19 protein-coding genes are annotated in these 21067 nt (G+C 60.2%); 5 read left to right on the top strand and 14 right to left on the bottom strand.

The window, feature by feature from the left end; all coding sequences use genetic code 11:
* Nucleotides 1–14: 14 nt before the first annotated feature.
* The 8 genes from IE111_RS06530 to gmk form a co-directional block, all read right to left on the bottom strand.
* A complete protein-coding gene (locus IE111_RS06530) occupies nucleotides 15–1241 on the bottom strand; it encodes a hypothetical protein (RefSeq protein ID WP_189607719.1) in 1227 nt (408 codons plus the stop codon).
* Between the two features lie 96 nt (nucleotides 1242–1337).
* Nucleotides 1338–1994 (bottom strand): flagellar brake protein, encoded by a 657-nt coding sequence (locus IE111_RS06535; protein WP_189607720.1) that lies wholly within the window; start codon nucleotides 1992–1994, stop codon nucleotides 1338–1340.
* 509 nt (nucleotides 1995–2503) lie between these two features.
* On the bottom strand, nucleotides 2504–3031 hold the full coding sequence (locus IE111_RS06540; protein WP_189607721.1) for a disulfide bond formation protein B: 528 nt from the start codon (nucleotides 3029–3031) through the stop codon (nucleotides 2504–2506).
* Between the two features lie 31 nt (nucleotides 3032–3062).
* A complete protein-coding gene (locus tag IE111_RS06545) occupies nucleotides 3063–3947 on the bottom strand; it encodes an endonuclease/exonuclease/phosphatase family protein (RefSeq protein WP_189607722.1) in 885 nt (294 codons plus the stop codon).
* A gap of 120 nt (nucleotides 3948–4067) precedes the next feature.
* Nucleotides 4068–4931 carry a polyamine aminopropyltransferase gene (gene speE / locus IE111_RS06550; RefSeq protein ID WP_189607723.1) on the bottom strand — a complete coding sequence of 288 codons (864 nt, stop codon included), beginning with the start codon at nucleotides 4929–4931 and terminating at the stop codon, nucleotides 4068–4070.
* Nucleotides 4932–5171: 240 nt separating this feature from the next.
* The gene (gene spoT / locus IE111_RS06555; protein WP_189607724.1) at nucleotides 5172–7283 is read right to left on the bottom strand and encodes a bifunctional GTP diphosphokinase/guanosine-3',5'-bis pyrophosphate 3'-pyrophosphohydrolase; all 2112 of its coding nucleotides are present in this window, start codon (nucleotides 7281–7283) and stop codon (nucleotides 5172–5174) included.
* A 196-nt stretch (nucleotides 7284–7479) separates the two neighbouring features.
* Nucleotides 7480–7689, bottom strand: a complete 210-nt coding sequence (gene rpoZ / locus IE111_RS06560; protein ID WP_189607725.1) for a DNA-directed RNA polymerase subunit omega — start codon at nucleotides 7687–7689, stop codon at nucleotides 7480–7482.
* Between the two features lie 128 nt (nucleotides 7690–7817).
* A complete protein-coding gene (gene gmk / locus IE111_RS06565; protein ID WP_189607726.1) occupies nucleotides 7818–8459 on the bottom strand; it encodes a guanylate kinase in 642 nt (213 codons plus the stop codon).
* Nucleotides 8460–8641: 182 nt separating this feature from the next.
* Between gmk and IE111_RS06570 the strand changes: the two genes are divergently transcribed.
* The 3 genes from IE111_RS06570 (at nucleotide 8642) to IE111_RS06580 (ending at nucleotide 13182) form a co-directional block, all read left to right on the top strand.
* Nucleotides 8642–9355 (top strand): tyrosine-protein phosphatase, encoded by a 714-nt coding sequence (locus IE111_RS06570; RefSeq protein ID WP_229805266.1) that lies wholly within the window; start codon nucleotides 8642–8644, stop codon nucleotides 9353–9355.
* Nucleotides 9348–11126, top strand: coding sequence for an ABC transporter ATP-binding protein (locus IE111_RS06575; protein WP_229805267.1), 1779 nt, complete (start codon nucleotides 9348–9350; stop codon nucleotides 11124–11126). Before IE111_RS06570 ends, IE111_RS06575 begins: the two co-directional genes overlap by 8 nt.
* A 130-nt stretch (nucleotides 11127–11256) precedes the next feature.
* Entirely contained in the window at nucleotides 11257–13182 is a 1926-nt protein-coding gene (locus IE111_RS06580; protein WP_189607727.1) for a RecQ family ATP-dependent DNA helicase, read from the top strand.
* An 81-nt stretch (nucleotides 13183–13263) separates the two neighbouring features.
* Here IE111_RS06580 and IE111_RS06585 read toward each other — a convergent pair whose 3' ends face one another.
* Together IE111_RS06585 and IE111_RS06590 are read right to left on the bottom strand one after the other, a co-directional pair.
* A complete protein-coding gene (locus tag IE111_RS06585) occupies nucleotides 13264–13893 on the bottom strand; it encodes a LysE family translocator (protein ID WP_189607728.1) in 630 nt (209 codons plus the stop codon).
* A 102-nt stretch (nucleotides 13894–13995) separates the two neighbouring features.
* The gene (locus IE111_RS06590) at nucleotides 13996–14466 is read right to left on the bottom strand and encodes an Lrp/AsnC family transcriptional regulator (protein ID WP_189607729.1); all 471 of its coding nucleotides are present in this window, start codon (nucleotides 14464–14466) and stop codon (nucleotides 13996–13998) included.
* 125 nt (nucleotides 14467–14591) lie between these two features.
* On the opposite strand from IE111_RS06590, the gene IE111_RS06595 reads away from it, so the two are divergent.
* On the top strand, nucleotides 14592–15533 hold the full coding sequence (locus IE111_RS06595) for a nucleoside recognition domain-containing protein (protein ID WP_229805268.1): 942 nt from the start codon (nucleotides 14592–14594) through the stop codon (nucleotides 15531–15533).
* 133 nt (nucleotides 15534–15666) lie between these two features.
* A complete protein-coding gene (locus tag IE111_RS06600) occupies nucleotides 15667–17856 on the top strand; it encodes a M64 family metallopeptidase (RefSeq protein WP_189607730.1) in 2190 nt (729 codons plus the stop codon).
* Between the two features lie 2 nt (nucleotides 17857–17858).
* Here IE111_RS06600 and IE111_RS06605 read toward each other — a convergent pair whose 3' ends face one another.
* The 4 genes from IE111_RS06605 to IE111_RS06620 form a co-directional block, all read right to left on the bottom strand.
* Nucleotides 17859–18122, bottom strand: a complete 264-nt coding sequence (locus IE111_RS06605; protein WP_189607731.1) for a DksA/TraR family C4-type zinc finger protein — start codon at nucleotides 18120–18122, stop codon at nucleotides 17859–17861.
* Between the two features lie 175 nt (nucleotides 18123–18297).
* Nucleotides 18298–19971, bottom strand: coding sequence for an SPFH domain-containing protein (locus IE111_RS06610; protein WP_189607732.1), 1674 nt, complete (start codon nucleotides 19969–19971; stop codon nucleotides 18298–18300).
* A gap of 113 nt (nucleotides 19972–20084) precedes the next feature.
* Nucleotides 20085–20345, bottom strand: coding sequence for a hypothetical protein (locus IE111_RS06615; RefSeq protein ID WP_189607733.1), 261 nt, complete (start codon nucleotides 20343–20345; stop codon nucleotides 20085–20087).
* Between the two features lie 12 nt (nucleotides 20346–20357).
* The gene (locus IE111_RS06620) at nucleotides 20358–21032 is read right to left on the bottom strand and encodes a substrate-binding periplasmic protein (protein WP_189607734.1); all 675 of its coding nucleotides are present in this window, start codon (nucleotides 21030–21032) and stop codon (nucleotides 20358–20360) included.
* Nucleotides 21033–21067: the final 35 nt, after the last annotated feature.

Raw genomic sequence — 21067 nt, forward strand, 5'->3', positions numbered from 1 at the left:
CCGGGTCGGCCGGGTTACTCCGGTCGCACGGTCAGTTGGTTGGTACCCAGGCGAGCCCGCAACCGGACTTCCGAGTCCGCCCCGACCGGCAGGCTGATGCTCGCCTGTTCGTTGCGGTCGTTATCCCAATGGTTCAGTTGGATCCGGGTCTCGACCTCGAAGCTGTTGCGATTGGTGAGTGTCAGCCGCCATTCGTTGCCACCCAGCGGTTCGCTCGCCAGGGTCACCAGGTCGGAGGAGCCGAGGCTCAAGGTGGCGCTGGTGTTTTCCTGGGGCCGGTATTGAGTCTCAAGCAGGGCGACTTCCTGGTCCCAGACGGCTACCTGAACCGGGCCGGCGATGGCCGGCAGGTCGTCCTCGGAGCGAAGCTGCAGCGACCACTGGCCGGGTACGGTCTGGGTTTGACGGGTGTTCCAGCCGAACTGGTAGTGGTGGCGGACGCTGGACAGCTCGGACGCTTCCACCATCAACCAGGCGTGGCTGCCACTGGGCAGGCTGACCGGCTCTTCGGATTTCAGCGTCGCCTGGCCGCTGCTGTCACCGGCCTTGGGGGCACCGGCCGCGGTGTCGCTCTCGGCCATCATCGTCTGACGCGCCATGACCGGCCCCTGAGCGGTGCTTTGGGCGTAGCTGTAGCCCGGGGCACGGAGGCTGTAGTCAGACTGGTTGTGCAACACCAGTTGCTGATTCAGCGTCTGGGGGTCACCGGTCAGGTCAAGGCTGTAACGGACCTCGGCGGCGATACTCGGATCGAACCAGGCGTAGTCAAATGGATTCGAGCGGGCCTCGCTCTGGCGGACCTGAAGTTCGAAGTCGTCATCGATGTTTTGCCCCACCACCCAACTCAATCGGTACCACTGGTCGCGCGGCAGGGGCTTGCGTACGCCGGCCTGGGCCAGCATGAGCAGATCGTCACTGACATTGACCACCGTCCAGGAGCCGGACCAGCCATCGATCTGGACCACGGTATCCTCGGTTACCCACCATTTGCGTTCCGGTGTTTGCCAGGTCAGCGTCAAGTCGGGGTGTTCGGCCTGCCACCAGAAGTGGGCGGTTTCGAGGTTGTCCACCGGCAATGGCAGGGCGGTGGATTGCTGGCGCAATTCGGCGGAACGCTGAACCCAGGCGCCCTGGCCGGTCAGGTAGAGCCAGTCAGCTTCGATCGGGTCGCTGGCGTGAGTCAGCGGGGAAACCGCCAGTGTGGTGGCGACTCCCAGCCAGAGTGATGTGCGCAAGGTCATACTTGCCTCCCTCGGTGATCGGTGTGTGAACCCTTTGAACGCAGTGTAAAACGATGAGGGAGGGTTGTCTCGGTCTATCCGAGCCGGCCTGTGCCGTCAGTACGGATTGGTGTGCAACTGCCCGAGGACGTAGGCCTGGAGGGCGATGGCGTCGTTCTCGTCGAGACCGCGCCATTGCAGGCCGATGTTACAAGTGCCGCTTTTTTCGTCGAGGACAAAGGACCGGACGATGGCCTGAAGACGCATGACCTTTTCGACGGCACCGAGGTCGAGCTTGGTGACTACGGACAGATGTTCGCCGATCTCGAACGCCTGGGCCCGGGTGCGCACGCGGCCGCCATCGGTGCTGAGGTCGATGATCTCGCCGCTGCTGCGTTCGCCTTCGAAGACGAGGGTGGCGTGAACGCTGACCTTGGCGCGCACGGCCTTGCGCACTTCGCCGAGAAAGAGCTGGCTGGGCATGGCGAGGTGGAGGTGCGGGAAGGGAGCGACGGAGACGTGGATGATGTGGCTGCGGAAGGCGCAGGCGCCGTTGATTTTGTTGGCGAACAGGCGGACGTTGACGCCGGTGTCGAGTTTAACGGTGATCGGGTGACCGTTGACGATCGGTGTGGTGACGATGATCGATTTACCCAGGCGGTAGCCGACCAGGGTGCTGCGGTCTCGGTCGTTGGTGTAGCCGTCCAGTTCCAGTTGCAGAGGTTGGCCCGGGAGCAGCTTGAGCGATTCGAAGGTGGGGTTGTTGTCCGACATCAGAACTCTGTTCCATACATCCTCTGACAGGATAGTCAGAATTTGGCCTGAGCTCTATAGGTAATTCGGAGGTTCTGGTTCTCTTTGGTGCTTAGTACGACGGTGCCATAATCCGCATTTGGTGCCAGAGTTGACCGTGGCTGGGTCCGCGCCTGCCGCCGGGGGTGTCCCATCCGGGGTCGCGCGGTATGCCGCCCACTCAACCCATCCATGGGGGCTTAGCTTCGGCATCCATGCCTCAGATATCCCCGGATAGGACACCCCCGGCGCCAGTCGCTCGGATCCGTGGCTGGCATCACATCCTGATCCCTCAACCCGAAAACACGGTATGGGTAAGTAGGTTGGATTAGCGCGTGAGCGCGTAATCCAACGTTCGTAATTGTGACTCCCAGACCTACTCGGGTTAATCATGTTGAATTACGCCTTCGGCTACCGAATCGTCGGACCGATCCAACCTACAACCGTTCTCGGACAGCCTCTCAAGACCCTGTTTCAGCGTCCGTATTCGATCAGGACGTCCGCTTTACCGCCATGACCACGGCTCCGGCCAGTGCCAAAACCAACAGGATGGCGGTACCGTAAGTCAGCGCTTCGACCATGGTGAGGCCGAACAGGAAGTCGGGGGAGTAGCCGCACATGGTCCAGACCTGGAGGACGTTGGGAAACCAGTCGTCGAGGGGGAGCCAGTCGGGGTAGCCGGGGTCCATGCCGCAAACGCCGTCGTAGGTGCCGCGTTCGACCCGCAGGGCGACGTAGCTGCGTTCCAGCAGGCCGGCGAGGCTGACGATGAGCACGCCCTGGCTGAACAGGCGGCCGGGCCAGCGGCGGTAGAGTATAAGGCCGAGGCTGCCGGCAACGATGGCGCCGAAGGTCCACAGACGGGCGTGGATGCACAGGACGCAGGGCGGCTCGTCAAGGACGTGCTGGTAGAAGAGGGCGATGGCCTCAAGGGCGATGCCGCCCAGCAGGATGGCGAGCCAGTACCAGGGGGTGGCCATCCAGCGGTCGATTTTGTCTGGCAGGGAAGGAGACTCCATGAAAATTCCTTACTCGAACGATGGCCGCATTCTATCCGCTCAGGGCGCGGCTGTCGCATTGTTGGGCGAGAGGTTTACCGGTCCATGACAGTTCGGCCAGGATCGGGTAGTGGTCGGCGGGGTAGACGCCCTTGTAGTCCCGGGTGTAGCGCCGAATGCCGTCGAGGGCGCACAAATCGTCAGTGACGAGGATGTGGTCGATCGCGGGAATCAGGTGCCAGCCCCGATTGTGGTGGTAGGTACTGCCGGCGGGGTCGACCAGGCGGAACCCCTGGTCTTTGAGGAATCCCATCGGTGGCCAGAAGCCGGGGGCGTTGAAGTCGCCAAGAAGGATGACCGCTTTACCGCTGTTGAGTACCGATTCCAAGCGGTTGGCGACCAGTTCGGCGGATTTTCGACGGTTGCTGCCGCTGGCGTAGTCGAAGTGGTTGTTGACGATGCGGACCGTCTCGCCGGTGGTACGGTCGGTCAGCTCGACCCAGGTGGTGAAGGCCGGGTAGCTGCCGTTGAAGGTGCGGCTGTAGATCTCATCCGGGGTGTCGGAATAGAAAAACCAGCCCTGGTCTTCGAGCGTAAAGCGCTTGGAGCGGAACAGGATCGGCTGGGTGATGGGAAATTCACGCGGGTCGCCGATGGCCCCGGCCGTGTACTCCGGGTAGTGCTCCAGCACCCAGTCGAGTTGGCGGTTTTCATCGTTGAAATGGCCGCCGACGAAGGTTTCCATCTCCTGGAAGGCGATGATGTCTGCGTTCATCTCACCGATCACCCGACGCACGGCATCGCGCCGCTCGGACCAGACGATGTCGGTCTGATTCGGGGTAATGTAGTGGATGTTGAACGAAGCGACGCGGAGTGGGGCGGCGTTGACGGCCGCCATCAGTGACAGGAGAAAAACTGCTACGCCAAAACGAACCATATCACCTCGAAGGGTGGGCATTACCCACCGTTGGAGACAGCCAGGCCCGGAACATGCCCACAGCCAATTGAGCCAAATGCCCCGTCCACCCCAAAATGGTGGGCGGGACATCGTTTGGGTTTACTCCGCCAGGCCCTTCATAAATTCCGGCAACGCCAACGCGCCTTTATGCACACCGGCATTGTAGTACAGCGTCTCGAACGCCTTCGCACCGGCATCCGCCTCGCGAAAACCCGTCACATCTAGCCCCTGGCTCGCCATCGTGCAGCTCCACCAGCCCGAGGGATAGATCGGCTGCGGGAACGGCAGCGTCTGCAGGCTCTTGAACCCGGCCGCCCGCATCTCACGGTACATTTCCTTGATCAAGGTCTCGGTGTGAAACAGCGGGCTCTCACTCTGCTGCACCAACAAGCCATCCTCGCCCAAGGCACGCAGGCAATGCCCGAAAAACTCGCGGTTGAACAACCCCGCCGCCGGCCCGACCGGATCGGTCGAATCCACAATGATCACATCCAGATCACCCGGCTCGCAGTTCTTGATCCACGCGATACCATCCTCGAACAACAACGACGCCCGCGGATCCCCGTTCGACTCGCACAGCGCCGGAAAATACTCCTCCGACACCCGGGTCACCCGTTCATCGATCTCAACCTGCCAGGCCTGCTCCACATTCGGATGCTTCAACACCTCGCGCAAGGTCCCGCAGTCACCGCCGCCGATCACCAACACCTTCTTCGGATCCGGATGCGTAAACAACGCCGGGTGCGTCATCATCTCGTGGTACAGAAAATTATCCCGGTCCGTCACCATGTAACAGCCATCGAGCACCATCAACCGACCCCAATGCCGGGTCTCAAATATCTCGATCTTCTGGAACTCGCTCTGCTCCTCATGCAACTTCGCCGTCACCTCCAGCGAAAACGCCGAACCTTCCGGCGACCAGACTTCCGTGAACCAACCTTCGTTGAGTGGGGTGTCAGACATGATGTTTCCTGATGTATTTAAAAATGAATTTGCTCGACAACCAATTCGCTGCGATCACCTAATTCAGCAGAATGGATTTCAGATTAGATATGTTTGGTACTTGGGCGAGCGACTGATGCCGGGTGTGCTTATCCAGGGATGTGCGAGGCATGGATGCCGAGGTCAAGCCCCCATGGATGGGTTCACGGCGACCCTGGATAAGCACACCCGGCAGCAGTTGCGGGTTAGAAGCACAGAACTCTACCCCTGGACCCGCTCGATTTTACCCACAGGCTTCAAAGAGTGTAGCCGACGAATCACCCGGGCCAGATGCTGGCGACTCGACACCGCCACCGTCAGATTCAACCGACTCGTCGTCGCATCCCGCTCCTGCATTTCAATGCTCTCAATGTTCGCATCCGCCTGCGACACCGCATTCGCCACGCTCGCCAACACCCCCCGGGCATTGCGCATCTCCACCCGCAAATCGACGATGAATTCTCCTTCCATCGACTTGTCCCAGCGCAAATGCACGCACTGATCCGGATCCTTGCGCTTCTCCACAATATTCCGGCACTGCTCGACATGAATCACAATGCCCTTGCCCTTGCTGATCACCCCGACAATGGGATCGCCCGGAATCGGCCGGCAGCACTTCGCATAGGTCACCAGCATGCCCTCGGTGCCGCTCACCGTCATCGCCTTGTCATTGCTCGCCTCAGGCAGTTCCGGGCTGTCGTTCAACAGGCGCCGCGCTACCACATAGGACACCTTGTTGCCGAGACCGATATCCTCCAGCAGATCGTCCAGCTTTTTCAGGTGATACTCCTGCAGCAGGCCATTGATCGTCTTGTCGGACACAGCCTCAAGTTCGGTGTCGAAATTCTTCAGCGAATTGTTCAGCAGCTTGCGGCCCAGTTCGACCGAATCCTGCTTCTTCAGGTTCTTCAGGAAGTGGCGGATGTTCGAACGTGCCTTGGCGGTGATCACGAAATTGAGCCAGGCCGGGTTCGGACGGGCGCCCGGGGCGGTGATGATCTTGACCGTATCGCCGCTTTCCAGCGGCTGGCTCAACGGCGCGATCTGCCGGTTGATCAGACAGCCGACGCAGCTGTTGCCGATGTCGGTGTGGACCGCGTAGGCGAAATCCACGGCGGTCGCGCCCTTGGGCATCTCCAGGATCTTGCCCTTGGGTGTGAACAGGTAAATCTCATCCGGGAACAGGTCGATCTTGACGTTTTCGATGAACTCGACCGGATTGCCGGCCCGTTCCTGCATCTCCAGCAGCCCCTTCACCCAGCGCCGGGCGCGGGCGTGTGTCGGGCTGTTGTCGGAGGAGTCGTCGTTCTTGTAGAGCCAGTGCGCGGCGATCCCGTGATTGGCCATGTCTTCCATTTCCTGTGTGCGGATCTGGATCTCGATGGGCACACCATTCATGCCGATCAGCGTGGTGTGCAGGCTCTGGTAGCCGTTAGCCTTGGGAATGGCGATGTAATCCTTGAAGCGGTTCGGCACCGGCTTGTAGAAGTTGTGCACCACACCGAGGATGCGGTAACAGGAGTCGACCGAGTTGGTGATGATGCGAAAACCGTAGACGTCGAGGATTTCCTGCAGCGTTTTGCGCTGGTCCTTCATCTTGTTGTAGATGGAGAACAAATGCTTCTCCCGGCCGACCACCTGGGCGTCGATGCCTTCGACCTCCAGTCGATCGGCCAGCGCCTGACGGATCTGCGTGACCAGCTCCTTGCGATTGCCCCGGCTCTTCTTGATCGCCCGGGCGATGCGCTGGGCACGCAGCGGATAGAGCGCCTCGAAAGCCAGGTTTTCCAGCTCGATGCGCAGGTCGTTGATGCCCAGACGCAAGGCGATGGGGGCGTAGATGTCCAGCGTCTCGCGCGCCTTGCGGCGCTTCTTCTCGGGCGGCATGGCGCCCAGAGTACGCATGTTGTGCAGCCGGTCCGCCAGCTTGACCAGAATCACGCGGATGTCCTTGGACATCGCCAGTACCATCTTCTGGAAGTTCTCGGCCTGCTCTTCCTTCTTGGTCTCGAATTCGAGGTGGGTCAGCTTGGAGACGCCGTCGACCAGATCCGCCACGCCCGGCCCGAACTGCTCGACCAGGGCGTCCTTGGACACCGCGGTGTCCTCGATGACATCGTGCAGCATGGCGGCCATCAGGCTCTGATGGTCCATGTGCATCTCGGACAGGATCGTGGCCACCGCCAGCGGATGGGTGATGTAGCGCTCGCCGCTGCGGCGCATTTGCCCCTCGTGCGCCTGTTCGGCGTAGTAATAGGCCCGTTTGACGCGGCGGACTTTCTCCGGCGCCAGGTAGGATTCGAGCCGTTTGGCTAGCACATCAACGGTGGGCAAAGGTGTCGTCGTCCAAAAAATCAGCGGGTTCGAACATCGGCAGGCCGGATGGGGCGCTGGATGCACTCATTTGAACCTAGTGTAATTAATGTAGGGACGGCGGCAACAGAAAAGTAGGGGTGGGACGGGGCAGATACCGGCCGGGAGGTGGAAAAATCGAGGATCCAGCCTCCCGAACGGCGATCAGGGCGTCAGATCACTCTTCGATTTCTTCCAGAATCGACGGATTGACCTTGTTTTCCGCGATTTCGCGCAGGGCGATCACGGTCGGCTTGTCGTTGTCTTCCGGCACCAGGGGATCGGCACCGTCATTGGCGATTTGGCGCGCGCGCTTGCTGGCGACCATGATCAGTTCAAAACGATTGGCTACGTTTTCCAGGCAATCTTCAACAGTGACTCGAGCCATCGAGGTCTCCTAACAGGATATAAACGGTTCCGGGTCGGCGGATTGTACGGAGTTTGACCAAAAGCTCAAGCCCCGATGGAGGTTGGCTGCGTAAAGAGTACCTGGCTGATGGCCACGGCTCGAAGCCTTTACCCGTTCAGCAGGTGTTCGAACAACCCGCCAAACCGCATCTGCTGTTTCTCGAGCCGCAGTCGATGCGCGATGAAGATCGAACACAATTCATCCAGCGCCTTATAGAAGTCGTCATTGACCACGACGTAGTCGTATTCGTGGTAATGCGACATCTCGCTGGTCGCATCCTTCATCCGCCGAGCGATGACATCGGCACTGTCCTGAGCCCGTTTCTCCAACCGCTCCTGTAACGCCTGGCGCGACGGCGGCATGATGAAAATACCCTGCGTCTCCGGCATCTGCCGACGGATTTGCTGGGCGCCCTGCCAATCGATCTCCAGAATCACATCGTGGCCCTGGTCCAGTTGGCTCTGCACCCAGACCTGGCTGGTACCGTAGTAGTTGTCGAACACCTTGGCATGCTCCAGAAACTCGCCGCGCTCAACCATGGCCAGGAAGTCGTCGGTGTCGACGAAGTGATAGTGCTCGCCGTCGGTCTCACCGGGCCGGTTCGGTCGCGTGGTGTGGGAGATGGACAGGTAGACAAAGGGCAAACGCTTGATCAGGGCGTTCACCAGGCTGCTCTTGCCCGCGCCGGACGGGGCGGAAACCACATAGAGGGTGCCGGGGGCGCCGGCATCGGATACGGATGCGTTCATGCTGAGGATACCTTTACGGCCTTCTTTCGAATTAAGGCTGAGCCGAATGTGGCGCGCAGTATAGTGGCTTTTGGTTTGAACAGCACGACCGGCCCCGATCGCGGGCGGTCTTTTGCCTGTCACGGGGCTGGTGTATTATCGCCCCCCATTTTAACGGCGGCGAGCCCAAGGCGACGCGATCGATGCTCAAGAAGGTGATGTTCTGGACCCCGGCCTACAAGCGCTGGCGCAAGACATGGGGTGAGAAGCTGACATCGCCCTGGGTGCGGCTCTGGGCCCACCTGGACATGGACTGGGTCGACCACGGCTTCCTGCGTGTCTTTTTCTCCAACATCCATCGGTTGGACGAGGGCGTCTACCGCTCCAACCAGCCTTCGCCCCGGCAACTGCGTGCCTGGCACAAGAAGGGCATCCGCACCATCGTCAATTTCCGGGGAGTCAGCAACTTCGGTTCCTACCATCTGGAAAAGGAATGGTGCGAGAAGCTGGGCATCAAAATGATCGATTTCCGCCTCTATTCGCGCAAGATGCCGTCCAAAGAGAACATCCACGAAGCGCGCGAGGTGTTCAAGCAGATCGACAAGCCCGCGCTGTTCCACTGCAAATCCGGCGCGGACCGGGCCGGCATCGGTTCGGCGCTCTATCTGTTGCTGCACAAGGGTGCACCGGTGGAAGAAGCGCAGAAACAACTGTCGATGCGGTTTTTGCACATCAAGTACGCCAAGACCGGCCTGCTCGACCATTTTCTCGAAAGTTACCGTAAATTCAACGAACATCGGCCCACGCCCTTTCTGGAATGGGTCGACTGTTATTACGACCGGGACGCCCTGTCCAAGGAATTCATGAGCCGTGGCTGGGCCAATACCCTGGTGGACAGGTTACTGAATCGTGAGTAAAACCCTCGAGCGCACACAGCCGGACAGTCTCAGCCAACGCGGTACCCGCAGCCTGCTGACGCAGATCTGGCGCGATTATGTCGCCCAGCATACCGGTCTGTTGTTGATCGCACTGGTGTTGATGATCATCGAAGGCAGCGCCCTGGGTGCGGTCAGCTATCTGGTGCGTCCGCTGTTCGACCAGGTGATGGTCGCCGGCAACCAGGACATGATCGGCCTCGTGGCCATTGGCCTGTTCGTTACCTTCCTCGCCCGTGCATTGGGCGGGTTCGGCCAGCGTGTCATCACGGTCAGTGTCGGCCTGCGTGTTGTCACCGGCCTGCAGAAAGACCTGCTGGCTCACCTGATCAAGCTCGACACCGGCTTCTTCTTCCGCAATTCTCCGGGCGCGCTGATCGAGCGGGTGCGCGGCGACGCCCAGACACTGCAGGGTCTGGCCAGCAACGCCCTGATGACCCTGGGCCGCGACACCTTCAGCCTGATCGCCCTGCTGGGCGTGGCCATCTACAACGACTGGCTGTGGACCCTGATCGCCTTTGTCGGCATTCCCTCCCTGGTGCTGCCGGTCATCTATCTGCAAAAACGCATTCGCAACACCACCCGGCGTGCCCGCATGACCTCGGCCAACATCTCCACACGGCTGGACGAGATTTTCCACGGCATCAACGCCATCAAGCTGAACAACCTGGACATGCACGAGAAGCACCGCTTCACCAAAGAAGTCGACCGCTTCCTGCATGCCCAGACGCATTCGGAAATGGGCAAGGCCGGCATGCCGGCCATGATCGACATCATCGCCGGGCTCGGCTTTATGGCCGTGGTCTATTTCGGCGGCCAGCAGATCATCGCCGGCGAGAAGTCACTGGGCGAATTCATGAGTTTCTTCGTCGCCATGGGGCTGATCTTCGACCCGCTGCGTCGCCTCAGCAATGTCGGTGGCGTCATCCAGGCGGCCATGGCCAGCATCGAACGTCTCTACGGCCTGTTCGAAGTTCAGCCGACCATCGTCAACCAACCCCGACTGGCCGATAACATCGAAGCCGCGGCCCGACAGGACGTCGTCCTCGACAATGTGCATTTCGCCTACGGTGACAACCCGGTGCTGAACGGACTGACGTTCACCGCGCCCGCACGCAAAATCACAGCCCTGGTCGGCCCCTCGGGCGCCGGCAAGACCACGGTGTTCAACCTGCTGACGCGCCTGATCGAACCCCAGTCCGGCCGGATCCTGCTCGGCGACACCCCGATCGACGCCTTCGATTTGCGCGACCTGCGCCACCAGTTCGCCGTCGTCAGCCAGGAATCCGCCCTGTTCGATGAGAGCATCCGCCAGAACATCGCCCTGGGCGAACTGAGTGCGGACGAGTCGGCCGTCGAAGCCGCCGCCGACCAGGCGCTGGTGACCCGCTTTACCGACGCCACGGCCGAGGGCCTCGACGCCCTGGCCGGCCCGCGCGGCACCAATCTCTCCGGCGGCCAGCGCCAGCGCGTCGTCATCGCCCGCGCCATCCTGCGCGACGCCCCCGTCCTGCTGCTGGACGAAGCCACCTCCGCGCTCGATACCCGCACCGAACAGGAAATCCAGGCCACGCTGGACCGCATCTCCCGCGACAAGACCACGCTGGTCATCGCGCACCGACTGTCGACGGTGATGAACGCCGATGTGATTCATGTGCTGGATAAAGGCAAGGTTGTGGAGAGCGGGACCCATGAGGAATTGCTGGCGAAGAAGGGCGCTTACTTCGGTTTGTATCAAACGCTGGAACAATAGACGACCGACTTGTCTGTGATCGTGTCGACTGAGTTCAACGTTTTGATCCGCTAGCATAAGCCCTTGCAGCCGATAGGGACGTTATCGGCTGCGTACCATTCGAATTGACTCCCGCGCAAGGACTCGAACCATGAACACGCCTCAGCAAACACTCACTTCCCGCTTCCAACTCGAACACTTCCGCCCCGGCCAGGAAGCGGTCATCCAATCCTTACTGGCCGGTCGTTCCACCCTGGCCATTTTCCCCACCGGGGGCGGCAAGAGCCTGTGTTATCAGTTACCGGCGCTGCTTCTGGATGGGCTGACGATCGTGGTATCGCCGCTGATCGCCCTGATGAAGGATCAGGTGGACCGGCTCAACGCACTTAACATTCCCGCCGCCCGACTGGATTCCAGTCTCAGCACCGAAGACGTCATCTCTCTCTACGACGGCCTGGACAACGGTCGCATCAAACTGCTGTACATCGCACCGGAGCGGTTGGCGAACGAACGGTTTCTGGCGCGGCTGTCGCGACTGAACATCAGCCTGATGGCGGTGGACGAGGCGCATTGCGTGTCCGAATGGGGCCACAATTTCCGGCCGGATTACCTGAAACTGGCCGGATTGGCCCGACAGCTCAATGTGGGCCGGACCCTGGCCCTGACGGCGACCGCCACGCCCAAGGTCGCCGAGCAGATTTGCCGCAGTTTCGACATCGAGCCGAATGACCATGTCCAGACCGGTTTTTACCGCCCGAATCTGCACATCGGTGTGGCGCCCTGTTCAACCGTCGACAAAAAAGCGGTCTTGTTGCAACGCCTCCGGCAGGCGCCCGACCAATCCACCATTGTCTATGTCACCTTGCAGAAAACCGCTGTCGATGTGGCCACCTATCTGAACGACAACGGCATCCAGACCGAACCCTATCACGCCGGTTTGAAAGACGAGGATCGTCATCGCATTCAGGATGCGTTCATGGCCGGCGAGTCGCCCGTGGTGGTGGCGACCATCGCCTTCGGCATGGGCATCGATAAGTCGGACATCCGTGCGATCTATCACTACAACCTGCCCAAATCCCTGGAAAACTACATGCAGGAGATCGGACGCGCCGGTCGCGATGGCCTGCCGTCCCGATGCGAGCTGCTGGCCTGCCGCGACGACCTGACGGTGCTGGAGAATTTCACCTACGGCGACACGCCGGACCCGGCGGCCCTGGCCAACCTGATGCACTGGCTGGACGGTCAGCCGGACGAGTTCGACATATCGATCTATGAACTGTCCCACCACTTCGATGTGCGCCCGCTGGTGCTCAATACCCTGTTGACCTATCTGGAGCTGGACAACCAACTCCACACCACGGCGCCGTTTTACACCGAATACAAAATCGCCTTTAAGGAGCCACGCTCGGCGATTCTCGATCGGTTCGACGCCCATCGGGCCGAGTTCCTGACCCGTCTGTTCAACACCGGCAAGACCGGCCGGACCTGGCTGACGCTGAAACCGGACGATGCCGCGCAGCAACTGGGCGAAGACAAACAGCGCATCATCAAGGCACTGAATTATCTCGAACAACAGGGCTGGATCGAACTGCGGGTCGCGGGGGTTCGCCAAGGCTATCGCAAAACGGCGTCCAACCTGGCCACTGCGGAACAGATCGAACGCATCGCTCAATTATTCGCCGAACGCGAGACCCGGGACATCGACCGTTTGCGGGCCATTTGCGACTGGGCCGAGACCCAGGGCTGTTTGCAACAACCCTTGATGGCCTATTTCGGCGAAACCCTGACCCAGCCCTGTGGACAATGCAGCGGCTGCCAGGGCCATGCCGCGTCCTTGCCCGCCCGTCGGCATAAAGCACCGGACAGGGCTGTCATAGACGCGATGGTGAATGAGGCGCACGAGGCACTGGGTACACCGAGAACCCTGGCGCGCTTCCTTTGCGGCATCACCAGTCCCAAGGCGAGCCGGGCCCGCCTGGGTAAACATCGCTGTTTCGGTGCGCTGGCCGACGCCCCCTTTGCCGAGGTATTGGCACTGAGTACGCAAGCGTTGCCGTCACCGGCGCCACAGCCATAGAATTCGTCAGCCCGGCGCTGACGCTCAGCGTACTGTCCGGCTTTGCCATAGTGGCCAGTGTCGCGTGGCTGTATCGGATGCTCAATTCCGGGACAGCAGCAACCGCAACCCCGCCGCCCCAAACACAGCCGACAACACCCCGTTGAACCAGGCACCCAGGCGACGATAAGCCGCCTGGGCACGCGGTGTGGAAAACAACACCGCGTATCCGCCGAAGACAAGGACCCCGAGACTCAGGCAACCGACGACGATCAACAAAGCGGACAGGGCGGAAGACCCTTCCGGCAGGGCAAGGGCCACGATCGCCATCCAGGCGAAGAGCGCTTTCGGGTTGGTCAGATGCAAGCCCAAACCCCGGAGATACAGTGTGGATAGCGGCGTCTTGGTTCGGGAAGCCGGTTCAACCTCGGACGTGCCATGCGCAAGCGCCGAACGAAGCGACTTGTACGCCAGCCACAATAAATAAACACCGCCCAGCAGCTTGATCATGTAGAAGAGCTGGACATAGGTCGACAGCAAAGAGGCAATGCCGATCACGGCCGCCAGTGCCCAGGTCATCGAACCGGTGATAACACCACCGGCGAAGACCAGGGCCGACTTCCGCCCCTGACTCATGGCCACATCCATGATGGCAAGCGTCGCCGGGCCCGGGCTGGCGGTGGCGATCACATAAGCCGCGAAGGCCAACAACAGATTGAAGACTGAATCCATTTAATACGTCCTTTTCACAATAACCATCGGTTCATACTAACGTGCTCATATTGGGGATGCACAGCGACCCGACACCGACCGACGCCCGACCAGCATGACCGACTAATCACCCTCGACCGGGTTCAACAGCAACCGAGTTTCAAACTTGCTGCGCTTGCGTGAAATCAAGGTCCGGAATTTGCGAATGTTCGGTTCGGAATACAGCACGTTATCGCAAAACCGGTCGTAGGATGCCATGTCAGGCACCAGCACAATCAGGACAAAATCGACTTCACCGGTCACCTGGTAGCATTGGGTCACTTCCGGCGCCGCTTCCACACGCTGCAGGAAGCGTTGGTAGAGTGTCTTGTGATCCCGCTCCATGATGACTTCCACCACCATATGCAGAGCGAGCCCCAGATGCTCGGGCGACAAGAGCGCGACTTCCCGCTCGATGACGCCGGCCTGTCGGAGCTGTTTCACCCGCTTCAGGCACGCCGAAGGCGAGAGGCCGACCGCATTGGCCAGAGCGTGGTTGGTCACGCTGCTGTCATTCTGTAATACGTCGAGGATACGACGGTCCAATCGATCCATGTGAATAATCTGTCGTTTATCTGGATATAAAGACGAATTATTGCGTTGTCAGTGCACATTCAACAACCCATTTATGTATTCCTCTTTATGATGGTCGTCTTTCGACGCCATACGGAACCACTGACGTGATCGCACAGTTGCGTACTCTCCTACAGGAATCTGGCCAGGTTTATTGGACCCTGCTCAAGATCATGGTGCCGGCGCTGATCATCGTGAAAATCCTGGAGAGCCTGGGCGCCACCCAGTGGCTGGGCCATGTGCTGGCGCCGGTGATGGGGGCGCTGGGTTTACCCGAAGGGTTCAGCGTGGTCTGGGCGGCGACCCTGTTGACCAACATCTACACCGGCATGGCGGTGTTCATCGACATCGCGGACCAACCACTGACCGTGGCTCAGGTCTCGGTCCTCGGCGCGCTGATGGTCGTCGGGCATTCGTTACCGATCGAAGGCGCGGTCGCCAAAAAGGCCGGCGTGCCCTGGTGGCTCACTTTAGTGCTGCGCATTGGCGGCGGCTTATTGCTGGGTTGGTTGATGCACCGTCTGTATCAGCAAGGCGACTGGCTGCAACAGGCCAACCATCTGGCCTGGCAACCGGAACGAACCTCACCGGGACTGGTCGCCTGGGCGTGGCTGCAAATCAGGACCCTGGCCGTCATCTATTTCATCATCCTCGCTCTGATGGCACTGCTTGTCGTGCTGCGATACCTCGGCATCGAACGGCTCATGCACGCGATCCTGGCGCCGCCGTTGCGCCTGATCGGCATTGGCCGGGATGCGAGCAACACCACCATTATCGGGCTGACATTAGGGCTCAGTTTCGGGGCGGGTTTGCTCATTCGCGATGCCCAATCCGGTCGGCTCAGCGCCCGGGACGCCTATCTGACCCTGTGCCTGCTCGGGCTTTGCCACAGCCTCATCGAGGACACCCTCCTGGTCATGTTGCTCGGCGCCCATCTCAGCGCCGTGCTCTGGGGGCGGCTGCTGTTCAGTCTCGTCCTGATGGGAATTCTGGCTCGGTTACCACGCCTACCGGACTTGCCTAAAAACGACAATTTCGAATCCGATTAAGAAAACGTGAACCAGGCCGCTTCGAAAGTGACCATGCCCGCACGGAAACATCCGTAAACCACTGTTAGGGTGGCGCGCGCCGTAAGAAACACTCACAAAAACAGATATGCCCACTCACGTATAAGGACGTTACATGAAACGAATATCCAGCCTGGTCGCGGTTCCGCTGACCACCCTGGCCCTGTTGGGTTGCGAACCCCAGGGTTTCAAAGACACCACCGAGAACAGCCAGACAACGCCTCCTCCCAACGACACCACAAGCGATCGGCCTTTATCCGAAACGGAAGGCCCGGAACGATTGCTGGATATTCAGATCCGTTTGGAAGCAGGCTCGGGCCGCAGTGCGTCCGGTACCGATGCCGTGCAGGCAAGACTGGACCCGGTTCTGACCGCTCGCGCCAAGCACCACGCCGACATCGAGGTTACCTCGTCCGATCAAATGGTCCTGGTCGGCCTGGATCGGGACGGCGAAGAGGTCTATCGCGCCGTGGTTCAGGATCCGCTTGAGCGCGAGGTCGAAGTGTTCGACCCGAACACCGGCTCGGTCGAGATGAAACGCAAGGTGGAACAGTCATCAGCGCTGCTGCGGACGAAAATCCCGGAACGGCTGAGTGTGGACCGACTGAAATTGTATCGGGTGGATGACGGCGCCGAAGGCTTCGAGCTTCGTCACCTTCAGGACGTCACAGTCGTGCCCGCCCCGGAAGCCGTACAACCGCGTGCGACGAGCCGGTCGTTCGACGCCAATGGCGTCTACTCGGTTAAACAGTCCGGGGATTCGGCCAACCGGGTCGACCTCGTGGTGCTTTCCGAAGGCTATACCCAAAACGATCTGGCACAGTTCGAACAGGACGTGAACACCATCGTCGACGGTTATTTTGCCGAGGACATCTATTCGGACTACGAGCCGATGTTCAATGTCTGGCGCGTCGAGGTGGCCAGTAACCAAAGCGGCGCCGGTCAGGGCGCGCCCAAAGACACCCGGTTCGGCGCCCACTTCGGTTGCTACAACATCCAGCGCCTGCTGTGTGTGGACGAAGCCGAGGTGTTCGATTACCTGCGCTCGGTGTTGCCGTCCAACGCGATCGACAAGGTTCTGGTCGTGGTGAACACCGAGACTTACGGCGGAGCCGGTGGCCAGGTCGCCACCATGTCGCTCGCGCCCCAGGCGATCGATCTGGCGTTGCACGAACTCGGCCACAGTTTCGCCAAGCTGGCGGACGAATACGACTACGGCACCTGCCGGCTGCGCGAACCGAACAACGCCAACGCGACCACCGACCCGAACGGCGGCAAGTGGAGCCAGTGGTTCGACCGGGCACAGAATGTGGGGGTTTACGAGGGGGCGATGTACTGCCCGACCGGCATGTACCGGCCGACCTTTACGTCGATGATGAAGGACCTCGGCCAGCCGTTCTATGCCGTGAACGAAAGCCAGATCGTGCGCAGCATTTATCAATACGTGGACGTACTGGATGGCACGGCGCCCGCCCCGTCCTCGATCACACTGGAAGGCGGCGACACCCAAACCTTCACCGCCACATCGGTCAACAACCACAACGGCACCGCGCAGGTCCGGTGGTTGCTGAACGGTCAGGTTGTGCATCAGGGCTCTCGATTCGACTTTGTCGGCGCCGATCACACCGCCGGCACCTACACCCTGAAAGCCGAGGCCCGTGACACCACCGACCGGGTGATCGAGGACCCGGACAATCTGCTGACGGCCAGCCGCACCTGGACCATCTCCCTGACCGACTCCGGCCAGAGTTGCGACCGGGCGCCTGCGGTACCTTCAGCGTTTGCCTCGTCCGACGTTGGCAGTGACAACTTCCGACTGAGTTGGGAATCGAGCCGGGGCGCACAGCGCTATCATGTCCAGAAATGGTCCGGCTATCAGTGGTACAACTTCAAGGAAACGACGGACACCTCGCTCAACGTAACATCCGGCCAGGGCGGCCAGACCGACTATTTCCGCGTGTATGCCGAGAACGACTGCGGCACCAGTGCGGCCACGAACTGGATCAGTGTCCGCTACCCCGTCTGTACCGCCGTGCCGGCACAGCCGACCGGATTGCAGGCGCAGGACATCCAGTCGACGCAGTACATGCTGACCTGGTGGCCGGTGGACGGCGCCGAATCCTATCGGGTGGAAGTCTGGAACGGTTACGACCGCACCTGGGATGAGCTGGTGACCACCACCGATTCGTGGAGCCGGATCGCCAACCTCAGAGCCGGTACCGTTCAGTACGTGCGTACCGTGGCACTCAACAGCTGCGGCAACAGCGAGGCGACGCCCTACATCCGGGTACAGACGCCTTACTGATGTCAACGTAACTGGCTGTCTTTACTGCCCCGGCGGTTATAGCTGCTGTACGTCGTTTGTGCGTCCTGTTCGCTCTGGCACCGGACGCACAAACGCACCCCGGGAATCGCCTTGCGCCGGGCTTCGGGGATTTCGGCCTCGCACTCTTCGCAGTGGGTGCGGCTTTCGCCGCTGGGCATTTGCCGGCGCGCGCGGTCGATGGCGTCTTCGATCGTGCTGTCGATCTGATCCTGGACCGCGCCGTCTCCGGCCCAACCATTGGCCATGATGCGCTCCTGTTTAACGCTTCGGGTACCGTAATCTAGACCATCCCGGGTGAGCGCGCGACGTGTGTGGCACCCGGGTGTCGCAAGCGGACCAGGTAGAACCCCTGACCTCGGTCGAGGTAAGGGGATTTGAAATGAACGCCGCGCGGGGAGCGCGGCGATTCGATTGGACGGCTTAAGGATTGGCGGTGTTTTGGCCGTCGCGCAGCATGTTCACCAGATTGCTGGCCCCCAGCACAGCGGCCGCGCCTTCCAGGCTGCCTTCGGAACCCGAGCTGACGTTGACCGTCGGCACTTTGATGATGTCCGGGTTTTCCATGGCCGCCGCCAGCACTTCCTTCAGCATGGCCAACTGGGCCGCGTTGCGGGCACCCAGCACTTCGGCACGGGCCTGCTCACCCTTGGCGATTTCGATCAGCTTCAGCTTCTCGCCTTCACCTTCAAGCGCCAGAGTTTCCTTGCGCTGCTTGGCGGCTTCTTTCTCGATCTCGGCCTTCACCAGCGTGGACTGCTGATCGGCCGTGGCCTTCTGGCGTTCGACTTCGATGCGCTCCTGCTGAGCCAGTTTTTCCTGCTGGAAGGTGGTTTCCAACTGGCCGGCCAACTGCTCGCGCTGACGCGCCACCAGAAGTTCGGGCGGGATCACCGGGTCCGCCATTCGGACTTCCTTCAAGGTCACACCGGCCTTGGCCAGCTCCGGTGACAACGCCTGTTCGGTGTAGTTTTCCATCTCCTCGCGCTGCTCGATCAACTGCAGCACCTTGCGACCTTCCTGACCAGTCACATTGCGCAATACCGAGCGGACGCTGGGCGTGGCGATCTTGTTTTCCACAGCGTTCAGATCACCCACGGAGGCCACCACACGAGGGGCGTCTTTCGGGCTTACCTCGACCAACAGACGCAGCTCGATCGGAACCCGCCAACCCTCGACGTTGGTGATGATGGCGCGGTCGGCCGCGTCATTGGGTTTGCTGACATCGATGGTCGTGGCCCGCTGCTGAATGCCGCCGTCCTCGGCCACGGTCAGGTCGATCTTGCGGGTCTGGTAGCCCCCCTGATAGGTCCAGCTCTGCGCCCGGGTCTGGATGATGGTGGCCTTGTAGGCGCGCGGGTTCAGGTAGTAGTTACCCGGCATATAGGGCTCATCCCAGACACCGATACAGCCCTTGGGTACCACGGGTGTGGACAGGTCGTCGTTGGTTTCCAGGTCCGGTATGACCTGGGGGCAATCGCCGTCTTCCAATGTCTGGACGTTGGACTTGATCACAGCGACTTCACCGGTATCGACTTCCACAGCCGGTACGGTATCGAGTTCGAACAGGTAACGGTTGAACCGGTATTTCCCCGGTGGCAGTACGGTGAGCTGCGTACCCTTCTGGCCGTTCCCGGTCAGGAAGGTCTTGGCGTCGAGCATTTCGTTGATGTTCTCCTGCCCCCAACCACGGGCCAGGAATTGGCCGGAGCGCAATGGCTGACCATCACGGGCGGTCAGAATGCCCATCTGGCCGTCCGGCACTTCGGGCACCGGCAGTTCTTCAACCTGGTACTGAATCTTGATCAGCGGAATGATGTGAAAGCCGGGGCCGAGGACATCGGCCTGTGGACCTTTTTCACCATCGCGGGCGATGATTTGCCCGGTGGGCAGATCCTTGAAACCGTAGATTTTCTTCAAATGCCCGATGCTGTCCTGGCTAATATGAACAAAGGACGTCTGGGCGACCACGAACACAGCGACGATGACCAGACCCACTTGCAGTGGAGCCTTGAACACCTTGTGTTGTTCGGGCAATTTAGCGGGAATGACGAAAGCGAGCACCAGCGCGATGGCGGCGACAATCATCCAGATCATGTAAAACTCCTTGAGACGGGGTGGGTGTCGTCGGTACCCCTGGCACGGACATCCATGCCCTGTAACCGACGGCCGGATATTGGACCAGCCCCCCGCTCAGGAATCAATAGGCTTCATTCCGGGTTGGACGGCCGGTTCCTGTGCCGCACCAGGGGAATGATTTTCAGCAGTACCCAGATTTCCAGCGCGATACCGCCGCCCAGAAAGCTGTAAACCACGCCCTGATCGTTCAGTATGGGCAAAAAGGCATCGCCCTGGGCGCCGAACAAGCCGTAAAGTCCCAAACCGATCAGCACCACGGCCGGCGTACTGAACAACTGGTACTTCAGCAACTGTTTCTGAATGGTTTTGGGATCGTCGTTTTCAAACGTCATGGATAGTGGAGCCTAGTTTAATCCGAATTCTTTTTTTAATTGTTCAACCCGCTCCGGATTATCCGTCATCCATTGGCTGAATTCGTCGATGACCCCGTGATGCTCCAGGGTGGACAGATAATAGAACGATTGATCGTGAGGCAAATGTTCCTGGAAGGTGAGTGCGCCTTCCTGATTCATTTCCCGCAGTTGATACCTGAGAACGTCGATATTGAAATAGGCCCCCTGCGCCCGGCCGGCCAGTACGAACTGGATCAGCTGCTCGACATTGTTCTGCTGATGCAGAGTGATTTCGCCACTGTTGACCTTGTCCATATAGGTCCAGGGCGTGAACCCTCTGACGGTGGAGAGTTTTTCGAGATTCTCGATCCGGCTCGGCGCCGCTACACCGTCGATAAAACCAATGACCGGGTCGGAATAACTGAAACTGAGCCCTTCCCGGATATCGGCCCGCCAGTTCGGGTTATCCGGGTATTTGAAATCCACACCACCGTTGAGAAAGGTATCCATCAATCGCGATACCGGTAGCGGCCGATACGTGAAGGTGTGACCGCTGTCCTCGGCGAATGCATCCAGAATGGCCCGGGCATGGCCACCGTACTCGCCGTTTTCAGTCGTGTAATAGGGGAAGTAGCTGATGTTTTCGACGCCGACGACGAAATCATCCGCCATCGCGATTGAGGCCATCCATAGGCTGGTTACTCCGATCAGGATCCGGTTTA

This window comes from Saccharospirillum salsuginis (assembly GCF_014651855.1).
In the GTDB taxonomy this organism is placed as follows: domain Bacteria; phylum Pseudomonadota; class Gammaproteobacteria; order Pseudomonadales; family Natronospirillaceae; genus Saccharospirillum; species Saccharospirillum salsuginis.